Raw genomic sequence first — 20195 nt, 5'->3', positions numbered from 1 at the left:
GTTTTCCCTGCCCTGCGTGGTGTTTCTCCTGCCCTTCCCCTGCGCCGTATGGCGTATGCCGCTGCGCTGCCGGTGGACTCTGGTGCTACCCCGCGAGCAGCACCCGGGACGCAGTGGTGGCCTGGTTGAGGGCCGCGTCGAGATCCTCCACATGGTCGGAGAGGTCCTCGATCCCCACGGACAGGCGTACGAGATCCTCGGGAACCTCGTACGGAGTGCCCACCCGGGGGGCGTGAGTCATGCTGTGCGGCACGCACACGAGCGACTCCACGCCACCGAGGCTCACCGAGAGGTTGTACAGCTCCGAGGTCTTGGCGAACTCGTCGGCCGCCTCGACCCCGCCGGCGGGACGGAACGAGATGATGCCCCCGTATCCACCGTTGAGAGTCCGGGTGGCGAGGTCGTGCTGGGGGTGGCTGCGGAGCCCCGGGTAGTTCACCTCCAGGACGTCCTCCCGCGATTCCAGGAACTCGGCCACGGCCAGCGCATTGGCGCAGTGTCGTTCCATGCGCAGCGGAAGCGTCTTGAGCCCCCGGGCTGCCAGGAAGGAGTCGAAGGGTGCGGCCACGGCACCGCACGCGAACTGCTGGAAGGCGATGACGTCCGTGAGGGGCTGGCCGCGCCACTGCGCGTCTCCCACTACGACGGCCCCGCCGAGCACGTCCGAGTGGCCCCCGATGTACTTGGTCGTCGAGTGGATGACCGCGTGTGCACCGAGCGTCAGCGGGTTCTGCAGGACGGGAGTGGCGAACGTGTTGTCCACGACGAGCAGAGCGCCGGCGTCTTCCGCAACTCGTGCCCACGCGGCGATGTCCGCAACGCGCAGCAACGGGTTGGACGGTGTCTCCAGCCAGAGCACGGCGGTGCGGCCCGGCTGGATGGTGGCCGCGGCGTCGTCGGCGGAGGCGGAGGGGACGAAGCTGTGCTCGATGCCCCACGAGGAGAGGACCTGGTCCACCAGGCGGAACGTGCCGCCGTAGACGTCCGAGGCGAGGACCACGTGGTCGCCCGGAGACAGGACTGCCCGAAGCAGCGCGTCCTCCGCCGCCATGCCGGAGGCGAAGGCGAAGGCCCGCCTGCCACTCTCCAGGGAGGCGAGCTGCTCCTCGAAGCCATTGCGCGTGGGGTTGGAGCCGCGGCTGTACTCGTGCCCGCCGGAACGGAACTGGTTGACTCCGTCCTGCACGAACGTGGAGGTCTGGTAGATGGGTGGGACGACGGCGCCGGTGGTCGGGTCCGGCTGCTGGCCGTCGTGGATGGCTCGCGTGGCGAGTCCGTGCTGCGTCATGGGAGGTCTCCTGTGAGTGGGTGTGAAGGGTGTGACGTCGTGTGGGTGGGGTGCCGGGAGGGTGCCGGGAGCGAAGCGGATGTTACGTCGGCGAGTGGCAGGGACCGCGACTGGTAGGGCCTGCGGGTGGCCGTGCCCTCAGCGGTGATCCGGAGTCGACATGTCCTTACGCGGGGACCTGCGGTGACCTCGCGGGGGCGATCACCGAGAGGGCTTGGAAGAGGTCGGCGGTGAGGTCCGCCTCGTCTTCGAGCCCCACGGTGAAGCGCAGCGTGTTCTCGGTGATGCCGCTCGCCTCGAACTGCTCGGGGGTGAGCCGGCAGTGGGTCATGCTCGCGGGGTGCGCGACCAGGGTGCGCACGTCCCCGATGTTGGCGGCGAGCTTGATCAGACGCAGCGCGTCCACCACCTGCTCGACCTGTTCGGGTGCGCCGCGGAGGTCCACCGAGAACACCGCACCGGCACCGCGGTAGCCGCCGGCCTCCAGCAGCGCCGCCTGGCGGGCCCCGGTGAAGCGGGGATGGTGGACCCGGGCGACGGCGGGGTGCTGGGACAGTGTCGAGGCAAGCCGCTGCGCGGTGGCCGTCTGGCGCTCGACCCGCACGCCGAGCGTTGAGATGCCCTGCAGGATCTCGTGGGCGGTGGTCGCCCCCATGCACGGACCGAGGTCGTTGAGGTACTTGCACCGGGCCACCCCCAGCAGTGCGCGCTTCGGCCCGTAGACCTCCCTGGGGGAGCGGCCGCCCCAGCGGTGCTGCCGCCGGGTGAGCCACGGCCACCGTTCGGGATCGCGGGTCGGGTCGAAGCGGCCGGTGTCCACGAGCAGACCTCCGAGGGGCCCGCCGTGACCGGCGAGGTACTTCGTGGCCGAGTGGATCACGAGGTCCGCCCCGTGCGCCCCGGGCGTGTACAGGTGCGGGGTGGCGACGGTGTTGTCCACGACCACCACGGCCCCGTGGCGGTGCCCGATCTCCGCGATGGCCTCCAGCTCGGGCAGCTCGGTCAGCGGGTTGGCGATCGACTCGAGCAGGAACACCCGCGTGCCCTCGCGCACGGCCGCCTCCCACTCGTCCGGGTTCCGCGGATCCGCGAACGTGACCTCCAGGCCCGTGTCCGCGAGCGTGTCTGTGAGCAGGTCCACCGTGCCCCCGTAGATCCGGGAGGAGACGACGGCGTGCGCGTCCTTCGCGGGGCCCGTGAGCGAGAGCAGTGCGAGGGTCACCGCGGCCTGCCCGGAGGCCGTGGCCACCGCGCACTCGCCGTGCTCCAGGCGGGTGATCTCGGCCTCGAGCGCCGCGACGTTGGGGTTGCCCGTCCGGGCGTAGGTGAACCCTCCGGCGCGCTGCGCGAACACCGCGCGGGCGTCCGCCAGGGTCTCGAATGCGTAGGCCGCGCTGTGGTGGATGGGCTGGACGATCGGTGTCCCCAGCGGTGCGGGAGCCGTGCTCGTGCTCATGACTTTCTCCGTTCCTCGGTGGCCGTGCCGCCCGGTGGAGGCGGCGGCACGGCCACGTCGTGTGCTCTGGACGTGGACCCGTGGGGGTCGCGGGGTGCGGTGCTCAGCGCTCGAAGGCGAGAGCGGGCTGCGCGGAACCGGGCGACGTGGAACGGGACGGGGTCGAACGGGCCCCCGCGGCGTCGTCGTCCGTGGCGAGCTCCGCGCGCACCGTGACGGCCGCGGCCACCAGCCGGTCGAGGGCGGCCTCCGTCTCCGGCCAGCCGCGGGTCTTCAGCCCGCAGTCCGGGTTGACCCACACGCGGTCCGCGCCGATGGCGTGGGCGGCGTGCCGGACGCGCCCGGCGACCTCCTCGAACGTGGGCACGCGCGGGGAGTGGATGTCCCACACGCCGGGGCCCACGTCCCGCGGGAAGTCCGCGGCGGCCAGCCCGTCCACGATCCCCGACCCGGAGCGGGAGGCCTCGAGCGTGGTGACGTCCGCGTCCAGGCCGTCGATCGCGTCCAGGACGGTCTCGAACTCCGAGTAGCAGAGGTGGGTGTGGATCTGGGTGTCCGTGGCCGCGCCTCCGGTGGCGAGCCGGAACGAGCCGACCGACCAGTCCAGGTAGGCGGGGCGGTCAGCCTCACGCAGCGGGAGCAGCTCGCGCAGCGCGGGCTCGTCCACCTGGATGATCGCGGTGCCCGCGGCCTCCAGATCGGTGATCTCGTCCCGCAGCGCGAGGGCGACCTGGTCCGCGACCTCCGCCGCGGGAGCGTCGTCGCGCACGAAGGACCACGCCAGGATGGTCACCGGACCCGTGAGCATGCCCTTCACGGGCCGCTCCGTCAGGGACGCCGCGTAGGAGGTCCAGTCCACCGTGATGGGCGCCGGGCGGGAGACGTCCCCGAAGAGGATCGACGGGCGGGTGCACCGCGAGCCGTAGGACTGCACCCAGCCGTGCTGCGTGGTCGCGAAGCCGTCCAGCGCCTCCGCGAAGTACTGCACCATGTCGTTGCGCTCGGCCTCCCCGTGAACGAGCACGTCCAGGCCGCGCTGCTCCTGCGCCCGCACCGTGCGGGCGATCTCCTCGCGGATCCGGGCGGTGTACTCGGCCTCCGGGATGCGCCCGGCGCGGTGCTCGGCGCGCGCCCGGCGCACGTCCAGGGTCTGGGGGAAGGAGCCGATGGTCGTGGTGGGCAGCTCCGGCAGCCGGAGCCGCTCGTGCTGCGCGGCGCGCCGGGCCTCGGCGGAGTCGCGGCGGCGGTCACCGTCCCGCACGGCGGCGGTGCGCTCGCGGACCTCCGCGCGGTGCGTGGCCGGGTGGTTCGCCCGGGCCTCACGCACGGCGGCGTCCTCCCGCAGCGTCTCGGCCACGGCGTCCCAGCCCTCGCCGACGCCGCGCGCCAGGGCCACGACCTCGCTCACCTTCTGGTCCGCGAACGCGACCCACGCGCGGACCTCCGGGTCCAGCCGGGTCTCGCGGGCGACGTCGTGCGGCACGTGCAGCAGCGGCGTCGCCGTGCCCACCGCCACCGGCCCGCGGGCCCGGGTGCGCAGCAGGTCCAGCTTCTCGACGGCGCGCGCGAGGTCCGTGCGCCACACGGTGCGCCCGCCGACCACGCCGGCCACGAGCGGGCGCTCGCCCCACGCCGCGAGGGCGCTCTCGCCGGGGACGTCCCCGCGGTCGAGGTCCACGGCGAGGGCGTCCACGTCCGTGCGGGCCAGCGCGAGCTGCGCGTCCTCGCCGGCGTCCCCGTAGCCGACCGTGACCAGGATCTGCGGCCGGTGCGAGGGGTAGCTCAGGCGGGCGTACGCCGATTCGAGGGCGGCCACGAGCTCGGCCCGCGGCACGTCCCAGCCGTCCGCGGCGAGGGCGGGCTCGTCGAGCTGCACCCACGCGACCCCGGCCTCCGCGAGGGCGGAGAGGATCGAGATGTAGAGGGCGAGGACATCGTCGAGCCGGTCGAGCGGGCGGGCCCCGGCGTCGTCCGTGGTCTCCCCGCGGGAGAGCAGCAGCAGGCTCAGCGGCCCCACGAGCACGGGACGGGTGGCCACGCCGGTGGCGGCGAGCGTGGTGGCGTAGCGCTCGACCAGGCTCTCGGGATGGGCGCTCAGAGCGGTGTCCGGGCCGATCTCGGGGACGTAGTAGTGGTAGTTGGTGTCGAACCACTTGGTCAGCTCGAGCGGCTCCAGGTGGTCCGTGCCGCGGGAGAGCGCGGTGACGAGCTCCACGCCGCGCGGGGTGTCCGGGGCCGCCGGCTTGTAGCCGTCCGCGGCGAACCGGGCCGGCACCGCACCGAGGGCGAGAGCGGTGTCCAGCACGTGGTCCACGGCGAAGCCCTCCGAGGGCACGGCGGCGTCGCCGGTGAGACCGAGCTCCACCAGGCGGGTGGTCGTGCGTCGGCGCAGCTGGGCGAGCGTGTCCAGCACGGTCTCGGCGGGGTGGGCGGCGGCGTCGGACCAGTGGGCCTCCAGAGCCTTCTTCAGCTCGCGGTCGGGACCGATGCGCGGGTAGCCCAGGACGGTCGCGGCGGGGAACGGGGTGGTGGGTCGAGCGGTCATGAGAACTCCTCCGTGGATGCTTCGGTGCTTGCGTGGTCGGATCGGAAAAGGGTGTGGGGTGCCGTGACCACGTGCGGCCTGCGCGTGGAACGGTTGGTGGTGCGGGTGGGGGACGGGTGCCGGGTCAGGCGGCGGGACTGCGGCCCCGGTACTCGCGGGCGGCGTCCCGGACACGCAGGTGCTCGAGGATGGCCAGCGCGGCGTCCGGGCGGTTGAACGTGTAGAGGTGGAAGCCCGCGCAGCCGAGGTCCAGCAGATCGTCGATGAGCGAGAGCGTCGCGGCGATCCCGCGGCAGCGCAGCTCCTCCGCGCTCCCGGAGGCCAGGAAGTCGGTGAGCCGCCCCGGGACGGGCACGCCCGTGATCTCGGTCATCCGGCGCAGCCGCTGCGGACTCGTGAGCGGCACGAGCCCGGCGACCACGGGAATGTGGATGCCCTCGGAGCGGGCGCGCTCCAGGAAGCGGGCGTAGTCCTCGGGCTCGTAGAGCACCTGGGTGATCGCGTAGTCCGCCCCGGCCTCCTGCTTCTCCCACAGGGACGCGAGGTCCGCCTCGAAGTCACGGCCCCGCGCGGGGGAGGGGTAGCAGGCCACGGACACCGACAGCGGCCGGGTGCCGGGACGGAAGCCGTCCCCGAAACGACGCCGCTCAACGTCGCGGATCAGCGCCACCAGTTCCGAGGCGCGGCTGATCCCGCCCGGGGGTGTGCGCCACTCGCCGTGGCCCAGGGGCGGGTCCCCGCGCAGGGCGAGGAGGTCGCGGACGCCGTCGTCGAGCAGCTGCTCCACCGAGCGCTCGAGGCCCGCCCGGTCCGTGCCGCCGCACGTGAAGTGCGCCATCACGGGGGTGTCCGTGGTGCGGCGCAGGTGCCGCAGGGCCTCGCGGGAGACGCCGGTGTCCGCGGAGTGGCCGTGGGTCACGGAGAAGAAGTCCGGCCCGGCCTCCGCCATGGTGTCGATGTGGGACCACACGGTGTCCGGGTCCGCGGTGGGGCGGGGCGGGAAGACCTCGAAGGACACGAGCGTGGAGCGCCGGGGCCGCCGCACGAGCCAGGACGTGCCCGTGGGCGGGGTCGTGGTGGGGGACTCGATCACCGGCAGGCGGGTGTGCTGCGGGGCGGCTGACGGTGCGGACATGTGAAAAACCTCCGGCGGAGGACGCCGGAGGTGGATTCCGAGCGCCGTACTTGCCATCGCGCGGTCACGCGGCGGCCGGATCCTCATCTGGGGCACCCCACTACAGCAGGAGGGTTGCCGCCCGGCTAGCCAGAGCTTCGCACCGGGACTCTTGATCCTTTGTTGCTGGAAAACGTAGCACGGCTCCGCCGCGGATGTCAAGGGAAGGGCGTACGGTGCGGTGCCCGCCGTGCAACGGGAGGTCACACGGCGGGCGCTCGGAGAGGGTGCGCCGGCGCAGTGCCGGCGCAGCGTCAGGTCAGTGCTCGTCCGCGGTGCGGGAGTCCGTGAGCGTGGAGCAGCCGTAGCCGCTGATCACCGCAACGAGGGCCGCGACCACGAGGAAGATCACGCGCTCGCCGTGGAAGAAGGACGCCAGGAACTCGGGGGACCAGGGGGCGTCCGGCAGGGTCTGAGCCACCAGCGCGGCGAGGATGGTGCCGACCACCGCGGTGCCGAGCGAGTTGCCGAGCTCCTGCCCGACGTCGTTGAGCGCGGTGCCCATGGAGGTCTGGTCCTCGGGCATGGCCTCGATCAGGGCCACCGCGCACACGGTCATGATGATGCGCAGGCCCAGGGCCATGATCCCCATGCCGATGGCGAGGATCCAGTAGCCGTGTCCCACGCCGTAGGCCAGCACCAGGGTGCCCGCCACCACGCAGGCGGTGGCGATCAGGCACGTGATGCGGTGGCCGTACCGGGCGATCAGCTTCTCCGAGACGGGGCTGGAGACGATCATCATCACGACGAACGGCAGGTTGCCCAGCCCGGCCTTCATGGGTGACCAGCCCAGGGCGAACTGGAAGTGCAGGATCAGCATGAACATCGCGGCCATCATGGCCACCGAGCTGCCGATCTGGGCGAGCGCGGAACCCCGGACGGTGGGGTGTGCGAGCACCGAGAGGTCGATCATGGGGTGCGCGGCGCGCCGCTCCCGCAGGACGAAGACGACCACGGCGAGAACCGCCCCGGCGAAGCACGCGATGGTGAGGGGCGAGGTCCAGCCGTTGTCCACGCCGCTGGTGAACGCGTAGCAGCCGAGACCCATGGCGGCCATGGTGGCGAGTGCGGCGGGGATGTCCAGCGGGGTGGCGTGCAGGTCCTCCGGGGTGTCCCGGGGGACGCCGAACATCAGTCCGAGGATCGCGAACGCCGCAATGGGGGTGTTCACGAACAGCAGCCAGTGCCAGCTGACCGTGGCGAGGGCTCCGCCGGCGACCACCGGGCCGAGCGCCATGGCGCTCATGCCCACGATCACCATGATCGAGATGGCGCGCATCCGGACCTTCTCGTCGTCGAAGAGCCGGAAGACGAGGGACATGGTCGCCGGGGCCATGCACGCGGCGAAGAGACCCATCACGGCGCGCAGCGCAATGAGCTGGTTGGCGTCCTGCACGACCCACACGAGGGCCGAGACCAGGCCGAAGCCCGCGAGACCCACGGTGAGGACGCGGCGTCGGCCGAAGCGGTCCGCGAGCGAGCCGGAGGTCAGCAGCAGGGAGCCGAACATGAGCGAGTACGCGCCGGTCACCCACTGCAGCTGGGTGGTGGAGGCGTTCAGGTCCCGGCTCATGGTGGGCAGAGCGATGGTCAGGACGGTGTTGTCCACCATCTCGACGAAGAAGCACAGGCACAGGGCCGCGAACGGCAGCCGGGCCTGGCGCAGGGTGCGGCCGACGACGGCGCTCGGGGTGGGTGCCCCGGCGGGAGCCGTCGAGGGCTCTGAGGCCGACTCGGAAGTCGGCTCTGACGTGGTGGTGGACATGGCCCCGACCTTTCTTGGAACGACGTTCTATTTTCTGTCTGCCGCGATATTAGAACGAGGTTCGGTAAAGTGCAATCCATGAGTTCTGCAACCACGCCCAAACGCACCCGGGGCCGTCCCCGCGGTGGTCGCCCCGCCCTGTCCCTGGACGCGGTGGTCACCGCGGCCGTCGCCCTGCTGGACGAGGCCGGCGAGGACGCCCTGACGTTCCGGGCGCTCGCGGCCCGCATGGAGACGGGAGTGGGCGCGATCTACCACTACGTGGGCGGGCGCGACGAGCTGCTGGACCGGGTCACGGACGCGATCCTCGTGGACGTGCTCGCGCCGGTCACGGAGTCCGACGAGCCTTTCGCGACCCTGCGCACGCTCTCCGCATCGCTCTTCGACACCCTGCAGCGGCACGAGTGGGCCGGCCCGTACCTCATGCGCGACGCCACGCTGCAGCCGCACGCCCTGGGCCTCTTCGAGGTCATGGGCCAGCAGTTCATGCGCCTGGAGCTCCCCGCGGCCCAGTGCTTCAACGCGGCCAGCACCCTGCTGTCCTTCGCGGTGGGCAGCGGTGCGGAGAACCGTGAGCTGCCGGACGCGTGGCTCGCGCTCGACGCCGAGCAGTTCCCGTTCCTGCACACCATTGCCTCGGGCTTCGCGGACCACGACGACCGCGAGCAGTTCCTGGCCGGCGTGGACATCTTCCTGGCCGGGGTGCGGGCCCAGCTCGGCTGACGGCGCACTCCCGCACCGGCGTGTGCTCGCGGTGGTTGATTCGGGCCCGGGGACCTGTGACACTCCAGTCCATGGAGATCGCACGCCTGGCCCGTCCCCTCTCGACAACGGCCCTCGTGCTCGCACTCACCGCGTGCGGGACCTCCGGTGGATCCGGAGGTGGCGGGTTCCCGCCCACCGACCGGGCGGGTGGCCCGGCCACGAGCAGAGCGGCGTCGCCGTCGGAACCGGGGCCGACGCCGTCGCGCGCGACGTCCGAGCCCTCCGCGTCCTCGAACCCGTCAGCCTCCTCGAACCCCTCCGCCTCCTCGAACCCCTCCGCCTCCCCGGACGGCTCGACGAGTCCCACGGCGGGTGGCGGGTCCTCGCGGGCAACCGGCGCCGGGCAGGACGTGGCCCTGACGCAGACCTTCACGACCCCGGACGGCACCGTGTCCTTCGGCTACCCGGCGGACTGGACGGTCTCCGAGCTGCCCACCGCCACCGCGGAGAACCCCGCGTGGGGTGTTGCGGACGCGCTGGGCACCCGGATGTTCACGCTGTCCATCCGTCCGGACGGGCAGATCGCCAGCCCCGTGACGCCCCAGAACCCCACCACCCTCGGCCGCCTTCCGGACGCCGTGGACACGAGCGGCCAGCCCCTCGCCATCGGGGTCGGTCCGTTCCCCGGCCAGGCGCCCGGGGTGCACATGGCCCACGTCTACGGCGTGACCTCTGCGAGCGGCGCGGACCCGCTCTTCGGGTACGTGAGCCGCGGGGACGGCACCATGGTCTCCTTCGAGGGCACCCAGGAGGGTGGCATCAACAACGAGGTGGACATGGGCGAGGAGAGCCAGAAGTTCCAGGCCAGCGATCTCTTCCGCCACCAGCTGCTGCCCGTGCTGAGATCGTTCACGCTCAAGCCCGCCGCGGGCTGAGTGCAGGGGCCCGGGCGGTGTCGGGCGTCGGTGGGCAGTGCTAGACAGGAAGCATGACTGCCGTGGACCAGCTTCCCCAGGACCTCGTGACCGAGCTGCGGGCCGAGGCCGCGCACCCGCTCAGCGGGGGTGACAGCGCGAACGCCTTCCGCGTGGACACCCCGCGGGGTCCCGTGTTCGTCAAGACCATGCCGCGGGCACCCGAGGGTGTGCTGCCGCTGGAGGCCGCCGCCCTCGAGGCGCTGCGCGCGGTGGCCACGGACGAGATCCGCATCCCCCGCGTGCTCCACGTCTCGGATCGGGCGCTCGCGCTGGAGTGGATCGACGAGGCCTCCGGGGCCGGAGGCGAGGCCACCGAACGCGGTTTCGGCAGCGGCCTCGCCGCGATCCACCGGGCGCACGCGCCGCACGTGGGCTGGCTGAGCTCGGACCTCCCCGAGCGCATCGGCTCCACCCCCGTGGACCTCACCCCCACCGACGACTGGGCGGGCTTCCTCCTGGAACGGCGGATCGAACCGCTCGTGCGCACGGCGGTCGACGCCGGGAAGCTGGACCCGGCGGCGTCGGCCCTGCTGGCGAGCCTGGCGCCGCGCGCGGAGGAGCTCGCCGGCCCGCCCGAGCCCCCGAGCCTGCTGCACGGGGACCTGTGGGCCGGCAACCGCGTGGTGGACGCGTCCGGCGGCAACTGGCTGATCGACCCGTCCTCGCACTACGGCGGGCGCGAGTACGACCTCGCGATGATGCAGCTCTTCGGTGGTTTCGGCCGCGAGTGCTTCGCCGCCTACGACGACGCCTACCCCCTCTCCGACGGCTGGCGGCAGCGGGTGCCGTGGCACCAGCTGCCGCCGCTGCTGGTGCACGCGATCCGTTTCGGCGGCGGCTACGGGGCGGCGGTGATGCGTGCGCTGCGCACGTGTGCGTGAGGCCGCGCCGGCACCTCGAATGGACATCCGTCCACTCACTAGGGATAGTGGTTGTCAGAATTTCTTGCAATCAGCGGGCGGAGGCGTGGTCGTGCAGGAGACCGGTGGATGGCGTCCGACCGTCAGCCCGCAGGCCCGGGCGCTGCGCCGGGTGGTGCGGCTCAACGAGGAGATCGGCTACCAGATCCGGCGGCTGATGGGGCTCAACGAGACCGACTACTCGGCCATGTCCTGGCTCGTCCGCGGTCCCCTCGGACCAACGGATCTCGCCCGCGCGCTGCACGTGACCACCGCCTCGGCGACCACCGTGGTGGACCGCCTGGTCCGCGCGGGGCACGCCGTGCGTGAACCCCACGAGCAGGACCGCCGCCGCATGACGGTGCGCGCCGTCGAGAACTCCCGGGAGGAGATCCGCAACCACGTGGTGCCCATGATGGACATGGTCGAGGAAGAGCTCGCGCTGCTGGACGAGCCCGGCCGCGCCGCGGTGCTGCAGTTCCTCAGCGGGACCGCGGAGCGCATGGAGACGCACTTGTCGCAGCTGCGGGAGCAGTCGGCGCAGGGTGCCCCGACCGGGTCCAAGGAGGCGGGGACGTGAGCGCCGGAGCCGCCGGGTCGGGAGGCACCCGGCCCGCCGGGAGGAGCGGGGGAAGCGCGGGGCCCGCTGGTGCGCTCCCGGACGAGAACGCGCCGGGGGGCGCGCACGAGAGGGCGCGGCCGGTTGCGAACGAGAACTGGCTCGAGTTCAGGGTGGCCGTGGACCGTGAGCTGGACGCGTTCTTCGCAGCACCCACCAACGCGGTGCCCACGAGCCCGGGCTTCCCGGTGATGTGGGAGCGCGTGCGGCGTCAGCTGGCGGGCGGGAAGCTGATCCGCCCGCGGCTCACCCACATCGCGTGGTGCTCCTTCGCCGGTGAGCAGACGGGGGAGTGCGTGCGCCTGGCGGCATCCTTCGAGATGCTGCACGCGGCGCTGATCGTGCACGACGACGTCGTGGACCGGGACTGGCACCGCCGCGGCCGACCCACCGTGGGCGAGCTCTTCCGGCGCGACGCCGCCCGCGCCGGGGCTCCCGGGCCCGAGGCCGAGCACGCGGGGGAGTCTGCGGCGGTCCTCGCGGGGGACCTGCTGCTGGCCGGGGCGCTGCGGCTGGCAACCACGTGCACCGAGGATCCGGCCCGACGCCTCGCGGTCTCGGACGTGGTCTTCGAAGCGGTCACGGCGTCCGCGGCCGGGGAGCTCGACGACCTGCTGCTCTCCCTGCACCGCTTCGGCGCCGAGCACCCGGGGGTCCAGGACATCCTGGACATGGAGCGGCTCAAGACCGCGACCTACTCGTTCGAGGCACCGCTGCGCGCGGGGGCCCTGCTCGCCGGGGCGCCGGAGGACCAGGCCCTGCAACTCGCCCACGCCGGTGCGCTGCTGGGCGTGGGCTACCAGGTGATCGACGACGTCCTCGGCACCTTCGGAGACCCGGAGGCCACCGGCAAGTCGGTGGACGCGGACCTGCGCTCCGGCAAGGCCACCGTGCTCACCGCCCACGGCATGCAGGATCCCGAGGCCCGCGGTGCGCTCGCGGACCTCGCCGCCGGGCGCACCACGGTGGGCTCAGCGCGGTCGGCGCTCGCGGCGTCGGGCGCGCACGAGGTGGCGGTCGAGCTGGCCACCGACCTCGTGGACCGCGCCCGTGAGGCCCTCGCCGGGCTGCCGCTCCCAGACACGCAGCGCGCCGAGCTCGACGCCCTGTGCCACCATGTCCTCAACCGGGACTCGTAGTGAGGAACCGCACCATGCCGCAGGCCACCCCGGCCCACGCACCCCTGAGCCTCTACACCGGGACCGCCCTGGCGGCCTCCGGGGCAGTGATCGAGCGCTACTCCACATCCTTCGCACTCGCGTGCCGCACACTGCCGCCCGCTGTGCGCCGGGACATCGCCGGGATCTACGCGCTCGTACGCGTCGCGGACGAGGTCGTGGACGGCACGGCGGGTGCCGCGGGTCTCGGCACGGACTCGGTGCGCTCCGCGCTGGACGGCTACGAGGCGGAGGTGGCCTCCGCGATCGACACGGGCTTCTCCACGGACCTGGTGGTCCACGGTTTCGCGGACGTGGCCCGCCGCCACGGCTTCGGCACCGAGCTGACCGCGCCGTTCTTCGCGTCCATGCGCGCGGACCTGGAGGTCGCGGAGCACGACGGCGCCTCGCTGCAGACCTACATCTACGGCTCCGCGGAGGTCGTGGGGCTGATGTGCCTGGAGGTCTTCATGGACATGCCCGGAACGCGCTCCGGGACCCCGGAGGAACGGGAGCTGCTGCGCACCACGGCCCGCAGGCTCGGCGCGGCGTTCCAGAAGGTCAACTTCCTGCGGGACCTCGGCGCGGACCACGACGAGCTGGGCCGCACCTACTTCCCCGGGGCGGATCCCGTGCACCTGGATGAGGCCCGCAAGGAGCGCCTGCTCGCGGACCTGACCGCGGATCTCGACGCCGCCGTGCCCGGCATCCTCGCCCTCGACCACCGGGTCCGGCGCGCCGTGTTGATCGCCCACGGGCTCTTCGAGGAGCTCGCGCAACGGATCCGGGAGGTGCCCGCGGCGGAGCTCACGCGGCGTCGGATCAGCGTGCCCACGGCGGTGAAGCTGCGGATCGCGGCGCGGGCGCTGTCGACCTCCGCCCGGTTCCGCTCCCGCGCTGGGGAGGTGTCCCGATGACCCGCGCCGTGGTGATCGGCGGGGGCTTCGCCGGGCTGGCGACCGCTGGGCTGCTCACGCGGGACGGGCACCGCGTGACCCTGCTCGAGCAGCAGGACACGGTGGGTGGCCGCTCCGGACGCTGGTCCGCGGAGGGCTTCACGTTCGACACCGGGCCCAGCTGGTACCTCATGCCGGAGGTGATCGACCGCTGGTTCCGCCTCATGGGCTCGAGCACGGCAGAGCGCCTGGACCTGCGGCGGCTGACCCCGGGCTACCGCACGTTCTTCGAGCACCACCTGGACGAGCCGCCCACGGACGTGGTCACCGGTGCCGCGGAAGAGCTCTTCGACCGGCTGGATCCCGGTTCCTCCCGCGCGCTGCGGGCCTACCTGGACTCCGGCGCCGAGGTCTACGAGCTGGCCAAGAAGCACTTCCTCTACACGAACTTCGAGCACCCGCGGGAGCTGCTGCACCCGAGCGTGCTCGCCCGCCTGCCGCGGCTGGCCGGGCTGCTGAGCACCTCCATGCAGCGCTACATCGCGCGCCGTTTCCCCGAACCGCGCGAACGCCAGCTGCTCGGCTACCCCGCCGTGTTCCTGGGCGCCTCGCCCGGTTCCGCACCAGCCATGTACCACCTCATGAGCCACCTGGACCTCACCGACGGCGTGCAGTACCCCGTGGGCGGGTTCGCCGCGCTCGTGGACGCCATGGCGGATCTGGTCCGCGCCGCCGGGGTGGAGATCGTCACCGGGGCAACGGTCACCGGCATCGAGGTGGATCCGGCGCGGGGGCCCGCGCGGGCGCGGCTGCGCTCCGCCCTGCCGGGAGGCCGCCCCACCGGGGTGGTGACGGGCGTGACCTACCGGCCGGGCGGCGTGGTCCCCGGCGCAGAGAACACCGTGCCCGCGGACCTGGTGGTGGGCGCCGCGGACCTGCACCACCTCCAGACCCGGCTCCTGCCGCAGGGGTTCAGGGCACCGGAGTCCCGGTGGACGCGGCGCGATCCGGGGCCGTCCGGCGTGCTCGTGTGCCTGGGGGTGCGGGGGAAGCTGCCCGAGCTCGCGCACCACAACCTGCTGTTCACGGCGGACTGGGACGAGAACTTCGACCGCATTGCCGCCGGCGCGCCGCTGGCGGAGGAGACCTCGATCTACGTCTCCATGACCTCCGCGACGGACCCCGGGACCGCCCCCGAGGGGGACGAGAACCTGTTCATTCTGGTGCCCTCCCCGGCCACCCCTGAGTGGGGCCGTGGCGGGATCTCGGCGCCGGGGATCGAGCAGCCCGGCTCCCCGCGGGTCGAGGAGGTCGCGGACCGCGCGATCGACCAGCTCGCGCGGTGGGCGGGGATCCCAGACCTGGCCGCGCGGATCGTCGTGCGGCGCACGTACGGGCCGGGGGACTTCGTGAGCACGGTCAACGCGTGGCGCGGTTCGCTGCTCGGCCCCGGGCACACCCTCGGACAGTCCGCGATGTTCCGTCCGGGTGTGCGCGACCCCGGGATCAAGGGGCTGTTCTACGCGGGGTCCTCGGTGCGGCCGGGGATCGGCGTGCCCATGTGCCTGATCTCCTCCGAGGTCGTGCGGGACGCCGTGCGGGAGAGCGGGGCGCACTGATGTACCTGCTCCTGCTGCTCGTGCTCCTGGGGTGCTTCGCGCTCCTGGACCGCCGCTGGAACCTCTTCTTCTGGTCCGGGCACCCGCTGCGGGCCTGGGCCGTACTGATCGCGGGCGTGGTGTTCTTCCTGGCGTGGGATCTGGTGGGGATCGCCCACGGCCTGTTCTGGCACGGCGAGAACTCGCTGTCCCTGGGCGTCTTCGTGGCACCCGAGCTGCCGCTCGAAGAGGTCTTCTTCCTCGCGTTCCTGTGCTACCAGACCGCGGTCTACGTGCGCGGCGCGCCGGTGCTGTGGCGGTGGCTGAGGGGGTGGTCGCGTGGATCCGGCGGGTCCGGCGCCGCCGGCCCTGCCGCCCCGGGCCCGGGTGCTCGAACGAACGGAGGTTGCCCGTGACGTACTGGGCGGTGAACGCGATCTTCCTGGGGATCGCCGCGGTGGTGCTGCTGGCCGCGGTGCTCCTGCGACGCCCGCGGCGGCTGTTCTGGGGCGCGCTCGCGGCGGCCGCGGTGCTGCTGGTGACGCTCACGGCGGTCTTCGACAACGTCATGATCGCCTCGGGCATCATGGCGTACACGGAGCACAACATCTCCGGGGTGCAGGTGGGCCTGGCCCCGCTCGAGGACTTCGCGTACCCGGTGGCCGGGGTGCTGCTGCTGCCCGCGCTGTGGCTGCTGCTGGGCAGCAGGGTCCAGGAGGAGGCGGACGAGGCGGGCGACCCCGCTGAGGGTGCTCTCCCCGGAGCCGGTCTCCCCGCGTCGGGTCTCCCGAACGGACGAACCCCCGACGCCCGAACGTCCGAGGGGCGTCGTCCCACGAACGAGACAGGAGGCCGCTCGTGCTGAGCACACTGTTCCGGGCCTCGCGCCCGCTGAGCTGGGTCAACACCGCGTACCCGTTCGCCGCGGCGGTGCTGCTGACCGGGGGGCTGCCGTGGTGGCTCGTGGTTCTGGGCACCGTGTTCTTCCTGGTGCCCTACAACCTGGCGATGTACGGCATCAACGACGTCTTCGACTACGAGTCGGACCTCCGCAACCCCCGCAAGGGCGGTGTGGAGGGCGCAGTGGTGGGACGCTCCGAGCGGCGCACCGTGCTGCTGGCCTCGTGCCTGGTGCCGGCGCCGTTCGTGGCGGTGCTCGCCGGGTACGGGATCGCGACCGGCAACCCCGCCTCCGTGGCGGTGCTCGCGGTGAGCCTGTTCGCGGTGGTCGCCTACTCGTGGGCGGGGCTGCGGTTCAAGGAGCGCCCGTTCCTGGACGCCGCCACGTCCGCCACGCACTTCGTCTCCCCGGCCGCGTACGGACTGGTGCTCGCGGGCGCGGACCTCACGCCCGGGCTGTGGGCCGTGCTCGCCGGGTTCTTCCTCTGGGGCATGGCCTCGCAGATGTTCGGGGCGGTGCAGGACGTGGTCCCGGACCGCGAGGGCGGCCTTGCCTCGGTCGCCACCGTGCTCGGGGCTCGCCCCACCGTGTGGCTGGCCGCTGCGCTCTACGCGGTGGCCGGCCTCCTGATGCTCGCCACGCAGTGGCCCGGCCAGTTCGCTGCACTGCTCGCGGTGCCGTACCTTGTCAACGCGCTGCGCTTCCGGGCCGTCACGGACGAGGACTCGGGGTGCGCGCACGCCGGGTGGCGGACGTTCCTCTGGCTGAACTACGCCACCGGGTTCCTGGTCACGCTGCTGCTGATCTGGTGGGCGCGGGTCCAGGTCCTCTGAGCATGAGCTGAGGCGAGCTCGCCAGCGGGTGGCTGGCATCATGGGGCCATGAGCCGCTCCACGTTCACCACGCACACCGTCCGCGTCAACGGCACGCAGCTCGCCTACACGGACGAGGGCGAGGGGTGCCCGGTCGTGCTGCTGCACGGCCACGCCTACGACCGCTCGATGTGGGACGCCCAGGTCCGCACCCTCACCCGGCGGGGTTGGCGCGTGATCGCCCCGGACCTGCGCGGCTTCGGGGACTCGGAGGTCACTCCGGGGATCGTGTACACCGAGGAAATCGCGGCGGACGTGCTCGCCCTGCTGGACCACCTGGGGCTCGGGTCCGTGGTGCTCGTGGGCTTCTCGATGGCAGGGCAGGTGGCCCTGCAGATCCTGGCGGAGCACCCCGAGCGGGTGGCCGCGCTCGTCGTCAACGACACGGTGCCGCGCGCCGAGGACGCGGCGGGGCGGCGTCGTCGTCACACGGGAGCGGACGCGATCATCGCGGGCGGCATGGCCGCCTACGCCGAGAAGGTGCTCGCCTCCATGATCCTGGCGGAGAACGTGGAGCGCCTGCCCGACGTCGCGCGCGCGGTGCGCGAGATGATTGCCGCCTCACCCGCGCAGGGCGCGGCCGCCGCGATGCGCGGGCGCGCAGAGCGCCAGGACTTCACCGCGACCCTGCGGGCCTGGGACGGCCCGGCGCTCGTGGTCGTGGGGGAGGGGGACGCCTTCGACGGTGGCGCCGCGGAGGTCATGGCGGACCTGCTGCCCCGCGGCGAGCTCGCGGTGGTCCCGCGCAGCGGCCACACTCCGAACATGGAGAACCCCGCGGACTACGACGCCGCCCTCACCCGTTTCCTGGACGGCCTCGCCTGAGCGGGACCGGGCTCAGTTCCAGTTCTTCGCGAGCAGCTCCATGGAGTTCAGCACGTCCGGCTGCTGCGTGGCGGTCGGGGAGATCATGAGCTCGTCGGCGTCCGCGTGCTCCGCGAAACGGTGCAGGTAGTCCACCACGGTGTCCGGGGTGCCGGCGCCCGTGTAGCTGATCATGTGCAGCACCTGGGACGCGGCGGGGGAGGCCATGACCATGTCCATCTCCTCCTCCGTGAACTCCCGGCCGCGGCCCACCATGGCGCGCACGCGGGAGCGCTGGGCGGCCTCGAGCTGCCGGGCGGCGTCCTGCGCGTCCTCCGAGACGATCACGTTGACCGCGGCGATCACGTACGGCTCCGCGAGCTGCTCGGACGGCTGGAACTGGGAACGGTACGCGGCCACGGCGTCCACGAGGGCGTCCGGCGCGAAGTGGGAGGCGAACGCGTAGGGCAGCCCGTAGGCGGCGGCCAGCTGCGCACCGAACAACGAGGAGCCCAGGATGGTCAGGGGTACGTTCGTCCCCGCGCCCGGCATGGCGCTGACGCCCGGGACCACGGAGTTGCCGCTGAGGTAGCCCTGCAGCTCACGGACGTCCTGCGGGAAGTTCTCCGCGGCCTCCGGTGAACGGCGCAGGGCACGCAGCGTGCGCTGGTCGGTGCCCGGGGCGCGTCCCAGCCCCAGGTCGATGCGCCCCGGGTGCAGCTCCGCGAGCGTGCCGAACTGCTCGGCCACGGTCAGCGGCGAGTGGTTGGGGAGCATGACGCCGCCGGAGCCCAGCCGGATGCTCTGGGTGTGCGCGGCCACGTGGGCGATCAGCACCGCCGGAGCGGAGGACGCGATGGTCCCCATGTTGTGGTGCTCCGCGTACCAGACGCGGGAGTAGCCCAGGCGCTCCGCGTGCTGGGCGAGCGTCACGGAGTCCGCGAAGCTCTGCGCCACCGACTGGTCCTTGCGCACGGTCGCGAAATCAATGACGGACAGGGGCAGTGCCATCTGAAAAACCTTTCCGGAAGAAAACTTGCTGTGGAAATAACGGGGATCGGGGGCGGGGTATTCCCTGTCCGAGGGGCGTTCTAGGGTGCAGGTATGGCCGAGTACGAGCTCGATGAGCTGTTCAGCGTCCCCCGTGAGCGGGCTGTTCTGGCCCCCGGGGCGGTGCACGTCCCGGAGTGGCTGGACCCCGCCCGGCAGCGGGAGCTGGTGGCCGTGGCGCGCGAGTGGGTGCGAGCCGCACCCATGGAGCACAAGGTGCTCGCCGGCGGGGGTCGGATGTCCGTGCAGTCGGTGATGCTCGGCAGCCGCAGCGCGGCCTACCGCTACGGGGCCGGCGGCGGCGCGACTCCCGAGCTGCCGGAGTGGCTCGTCGCGCTCGGCGCGCGGGCGGTCGAGGACGCCTACCTCGGGGACCCGGCGCACGACGTCGGTCTCCCGGACGCCGCGGGCACGGCCCGGGACTTCGCCCCGGACTCCGCGCTCGTCAACTTCTACGACGACGCCGCCCACATGGGCATGCACCAGGACAAGGACGAGTTCCCGGCGGCACCGATCGTCTCCCTCTCCCTGGGCGACACGTGCGTCTTCCGCTTCGGCAACACCGAGACGCGCACCGCGCCGTATCAGGACGTGGAACTGCGCTCGGGGGACCTGTTCGTCTTCGGCGGGCCGTCACGGTACGCGTTCCACGGCGTGCCCAAGGTGCTGCCGGGCACCGGTGGCCGACAAGTGGGACTGAAGAACGGCGGGCGCGTCAACATCACGCTGCGCATGACGGGCAGCCGCAGCGGGAGGTGACGGCGGCGCGACGCCGTCACGCGGCGTCGTCGGCCGGCGGTGACACACTGGGGCCATGCAGATCGAGCCCCTGGACGCCCAGCCCACCGAGCCCCAGGTGGAGCGCTACCGGACCCTGGCGGCCGAGCACGCCGTGGGGGTGGGTGTGGTGTGCTCGCGGTACCGCGGCAAGGACCACGCGATCACCGTGACGGCGTTCGCGGACGTCTCCTACGACCCGCCCACGATGCTCGTGTGCCTCTACGACATGGGGCGCATGTGCGAGGCCGTGGAGAGCACCGGCTCCTGGACCCTCTCCCTGCTCAACGCCCGGCAGCGCTCCGTGGCGAACTGGCTCGCGAGTCCGGGCAACCCCGTGGAGGGTCTCCTGGACTCGGTGCCCTTCCACCGTACGGAGCGCACGGGGACCCCGGTGATCGACGGCTGCCTGAGCTGGTTCGAGCTCGACACCGTCTCGACCCACACCGCCGCCACCCACCTGGTGGTCATCGGCAGGGTCACGGCCATGGGCCGGGGGCCGGGGGCACACGCCACGGACCGGCCGCTGATCCATGTGGCGCGGGAGTACAAGACCCTCGGGTGATGCCCGGTTGGGCACGGTTTCACGCCCCGTGTGGGCGCAACGGCGTCTGTCCGCGCCGCCCGGTGTCCCCCAAGATGACGTTCTTCGACGGTGTGTGGCCCAGAATGTGGACTGACCAAGCATGTATTGGACAGCACACGCCTGGCA

General features: G+C 72.6%; 19 protein-coding genes and 1 riboswitch. Of the genes, 13 read left to right on the top strand and 6 right to left on the bottom strand.

Features of this window, described 5'->3' with window-relative positions; all coding sequences use genetic code 11:
• Positions 1-85: 85 nt before the first annotated feature.
• The 5 genes from KVA01_RS11510 to KVA01_RS11490 all read right to left on the bottom strand — a co-directional run bounded on the left by KVA01_RS11510 (position 86) and on the right by KVA01_RS11490 (position 8228).
• The gene (locus KVA01_RS11510) at positions 86-1288 is read right to left on the bottom strand and encodes a cystathionine gamma-synthase (RefSeq protein WP_068470617.1); all 1203 of its coding nucleotides are present in this window, start codon (positions 1286-1288) and stop codon (positions 86-88) included.
• A gap of 166 nt (positions 1289-1454) precedes the next feature.
• Positions 1455-2744, bottom strand: a complete 1290-nt coding sequence (locus KVA01_RS11505; protein ID WP_068470615.1) for a PLP-dependent transferase — start codon at positions 2742-2744, stop codon at positions 1455-1457.
• A gap of 103 nt (positions 2745-2847) precedes the next feature.
• The gene (metE, locus tag KVA01_RS11500) at positions 2848-5289 is read right to left on the bottom strand and encodes a 5-methyltetrahydropteroyltriglutamate--homocysteine S-methyltransferase (protein WP_068470613.1); all 2442 of its coding nucleotides are present in this window, start codon (positions 5287-5289) and stop codon (positions 2848-2850) included.
• Positions 5290-5413: 124 nt separating this feature from the next.
• On the bottom strand, positions 5414-6424 hold the full coding sequence (locus KVA01_RS11495) for a methylenetetrahydrofolate reductase (protein ID WP_233438869.1): 1011 nt from the start codon (positions 6422-6424) through the stop codon (positions 5414-5416).
• Positions 6425-6465: 41 nt separating this feature from the next.
• A riboswitch (SAM riboswitch) is annotated at positions 6466-6581 on the bottom strand.
• 141 nt (positions 6582-6722) lie between these two features.
• Complete coding sequence (locus KVA01_RS11490; RefSeq protein ID WP_141270386.1) at positions 6723-8228, bottom strand: MFS transporter; 1506 nt, start codon at positions 8226-8228, stop codon at positions 6723-6725.
• A gap of 78 nt (positions 8229-8306) precedes the next feature.
• Between KVA01_RS11490 and KVA01_RS11485 the strand changes: the two genes are divergently transcribed.
• The 11 genes from KVA01_RS11485 to KVA01_RS11430 all read left to right on the top strand — a co-directional run bounded on the left by KVA01_RS11485 (position 8307) and on the right by KVA01_RS11430 (position 17677).
• The gene (locus tag KVA01_RS11485; protein WP_141270384.1) at positions 8307-8951 is read left to right on the top strand and encodes a TetR/AcrR family transcriptional regulator; all 645 of its coding nucleotides are present in this window, start codon (positions 8307-8309) and stop codon (positions 8949-8951) included.
• 71 nt (positions 8952-9022) lie between these two features.
• Entirely contained in the window at positions 9023-9868 is an 846-nt protein-coding gene (locus tag KVA01_RS12665) for a hypothetical protein (protein WP_170221161.1), read from the top strand.
• Positions 9869-9921: 53 nt separating this feature from the next.
• The gene (locus tag KVA01_RS11470) at positions 9922-10791 is read left to right on the top strand and encodes a fructosamine kinase family protein (protein ID WP_141270380.1); all 870 of its coding nucleotides are present in this window, start codon (positions 9922-9924) and stop codon (positions 10789-10791) included.
• A gap of 85 nt (positions 10792-10876) precedes the next feature.
• Positions 10877-11389, top strand: a complete 513-nt coding sequence (locus KVA01_RS11465) for a MarR family winged helix-turn-helix transcriptional regulator (RefSeq protein WP_068470603.1) — start codon at positions 10877-10879, stop codon at positions 11387-11389.
• Positions 11386-12567 (top strand): polyprenyl synthetase family protein, encoded by a 1182-nt coding sequence (locus KVA01_RS11460; protein WP_141270376.1) that lies wholly within the window; start codon positions 11386-11388, stop codon positions 12565-12567. Before KVA01_RS11465 ends, KVA01_RS11460 begins: the two co-directional genes overlap by 4 nt.
• A 14-nt stretch (positions 12568-12581) precedes the next feature.
• Entirely contained in the window at positions 12582-13502 is a 921-nt protein-coding gene (locus KVA01_RS11455) for a phytoene/squalene synthase family protein (protein ID WP_068470601.1), read from the top strand.
• Positions 13499-15100, top strand: a complete 1602-nt coding sequence (crtI, locus tag KVA01_RS11450) for a phytoene desaturase family protein (RefSeq protein WP_082810439.1) — start codon at positions 13499-13501, stop codon at positions 15098-15100. The genes KVA01_RS11455 and crtI overlap by 4 nt, the downstream gene beginning before the upstream one ends.
• The gene (locus KVA01_RS11445) at positions 15100-15495 is read left to right on the top strand and encodes a lycopene cyclase domain-containing protein (RefSeq protein WP_068470620.1); all 396 of its coding nucleotides are present in this window, start codon (positions 15100-15102) and stop codon (positions 15493-15495) included. Before crtI ends, KVA01_RS11445 begins: the two co-directional genes overlap by 1 nt.
• On the top strand, positions 15492-15944 hold the full coding sequence (locus KVA01_RS11440; protein WP_082810438.1) for a lycopene cyclase domain-containing protein: 453 nt from the start codon (positions 15492-15494) through the stop codon (positions 15942-15944). The genes KVA01_RS11445 and KVA01_RS11440 overlap by 4 nt, the downstream gene beginning before the upstream one ends.
• A complete protein-coding gene (locus KVA01_RS11435) occupies positions 15938-16813 on the top strand; it encodes a prenyltransferase (protein ID WP_068470599.1) in 876 nt (291 codons plus the stop codon). The genes KVA01_RS11440 and KVA01_RS11435 overlap by 7 nt, the downstream gene beginning before the upstream one ends.
• A gap of 48 nt (positions 16814-16861) precedes the next feature.
• Entirely contained in the window at positions 16862-17677 is an 816-nt protein-coding gene (locus KVA01_RS11430) for an alpha/beta fold hydrolase (protein WP_141270374.1), read from the top strand.
• Positions 17678-17689: 12 nt separating this feature from the next.
• Here the strand turns inward: KVA01_RS11430 and KVA01_RS11425 are convergent, their stop codons facing one another.
• Positions 17690-18667, bottom strand: a complete 978-nt coding sequence (locus KVA01_RS11425; protein WP_141270372.1) for an LLM class flavin-dependent oxidoreductase — start codon at positions 18665-18667, stop codon at positions 17690-17692.
• 93 nt (positions 18668-18760) lie between these two features.
• Between KVA01_RS11425 and KVA01_RS11420 the strand changes: the two genes are divergently transcribed.
• Together KVA01_RS11420 and KVA01_RS11415 are read left to right on the top strand one after the other, a co-directional pair.
• Positions 18761-19465 carry an alpha-ketoglutarate-dependent dioxygenase AlkB family protein gene (locus tag KVA01_RS11420; RefSeq protein ID WP_141270370.1) on the top strand — a complete coding sequence of 235 codons (705 nt, stop codon included), beginning with the start codon at positions 18761-18763 and terminating at the stop codon, positions 19463-19465.
• Between the two features lie 55 nt (positions 19466-19520).
• The gene (locus KVA01_RS11415; RefSeq protein ID WP_141270368.1) at positions 19521-20048 is read left to right on the top strand and encodes a flavin reductase family protein; all 528 of its coding nucleotides are present in this window, start codon (positions 19521-19523) and stop codon (positions 20046-20048) included.
• Positions 20049-20195 lie beyond the last annotated feature (147 nt).

The sequence above is a fragment of the Kocuria varians genome (genome assembly GCF_006539885.1).
In the GTDB taxonomy this organism is placed as follows: Bacteria; Actinomycetota; Actinomycetes; order Actinomycetales; family Micrococcaceae; genus Kocuria; species Kocuria varians.
The sequence above is the reverse complement of the archived record's forward strand: the minus strand, read 5'-3'. Positions and strand labels throughout refer to the sequence as shown.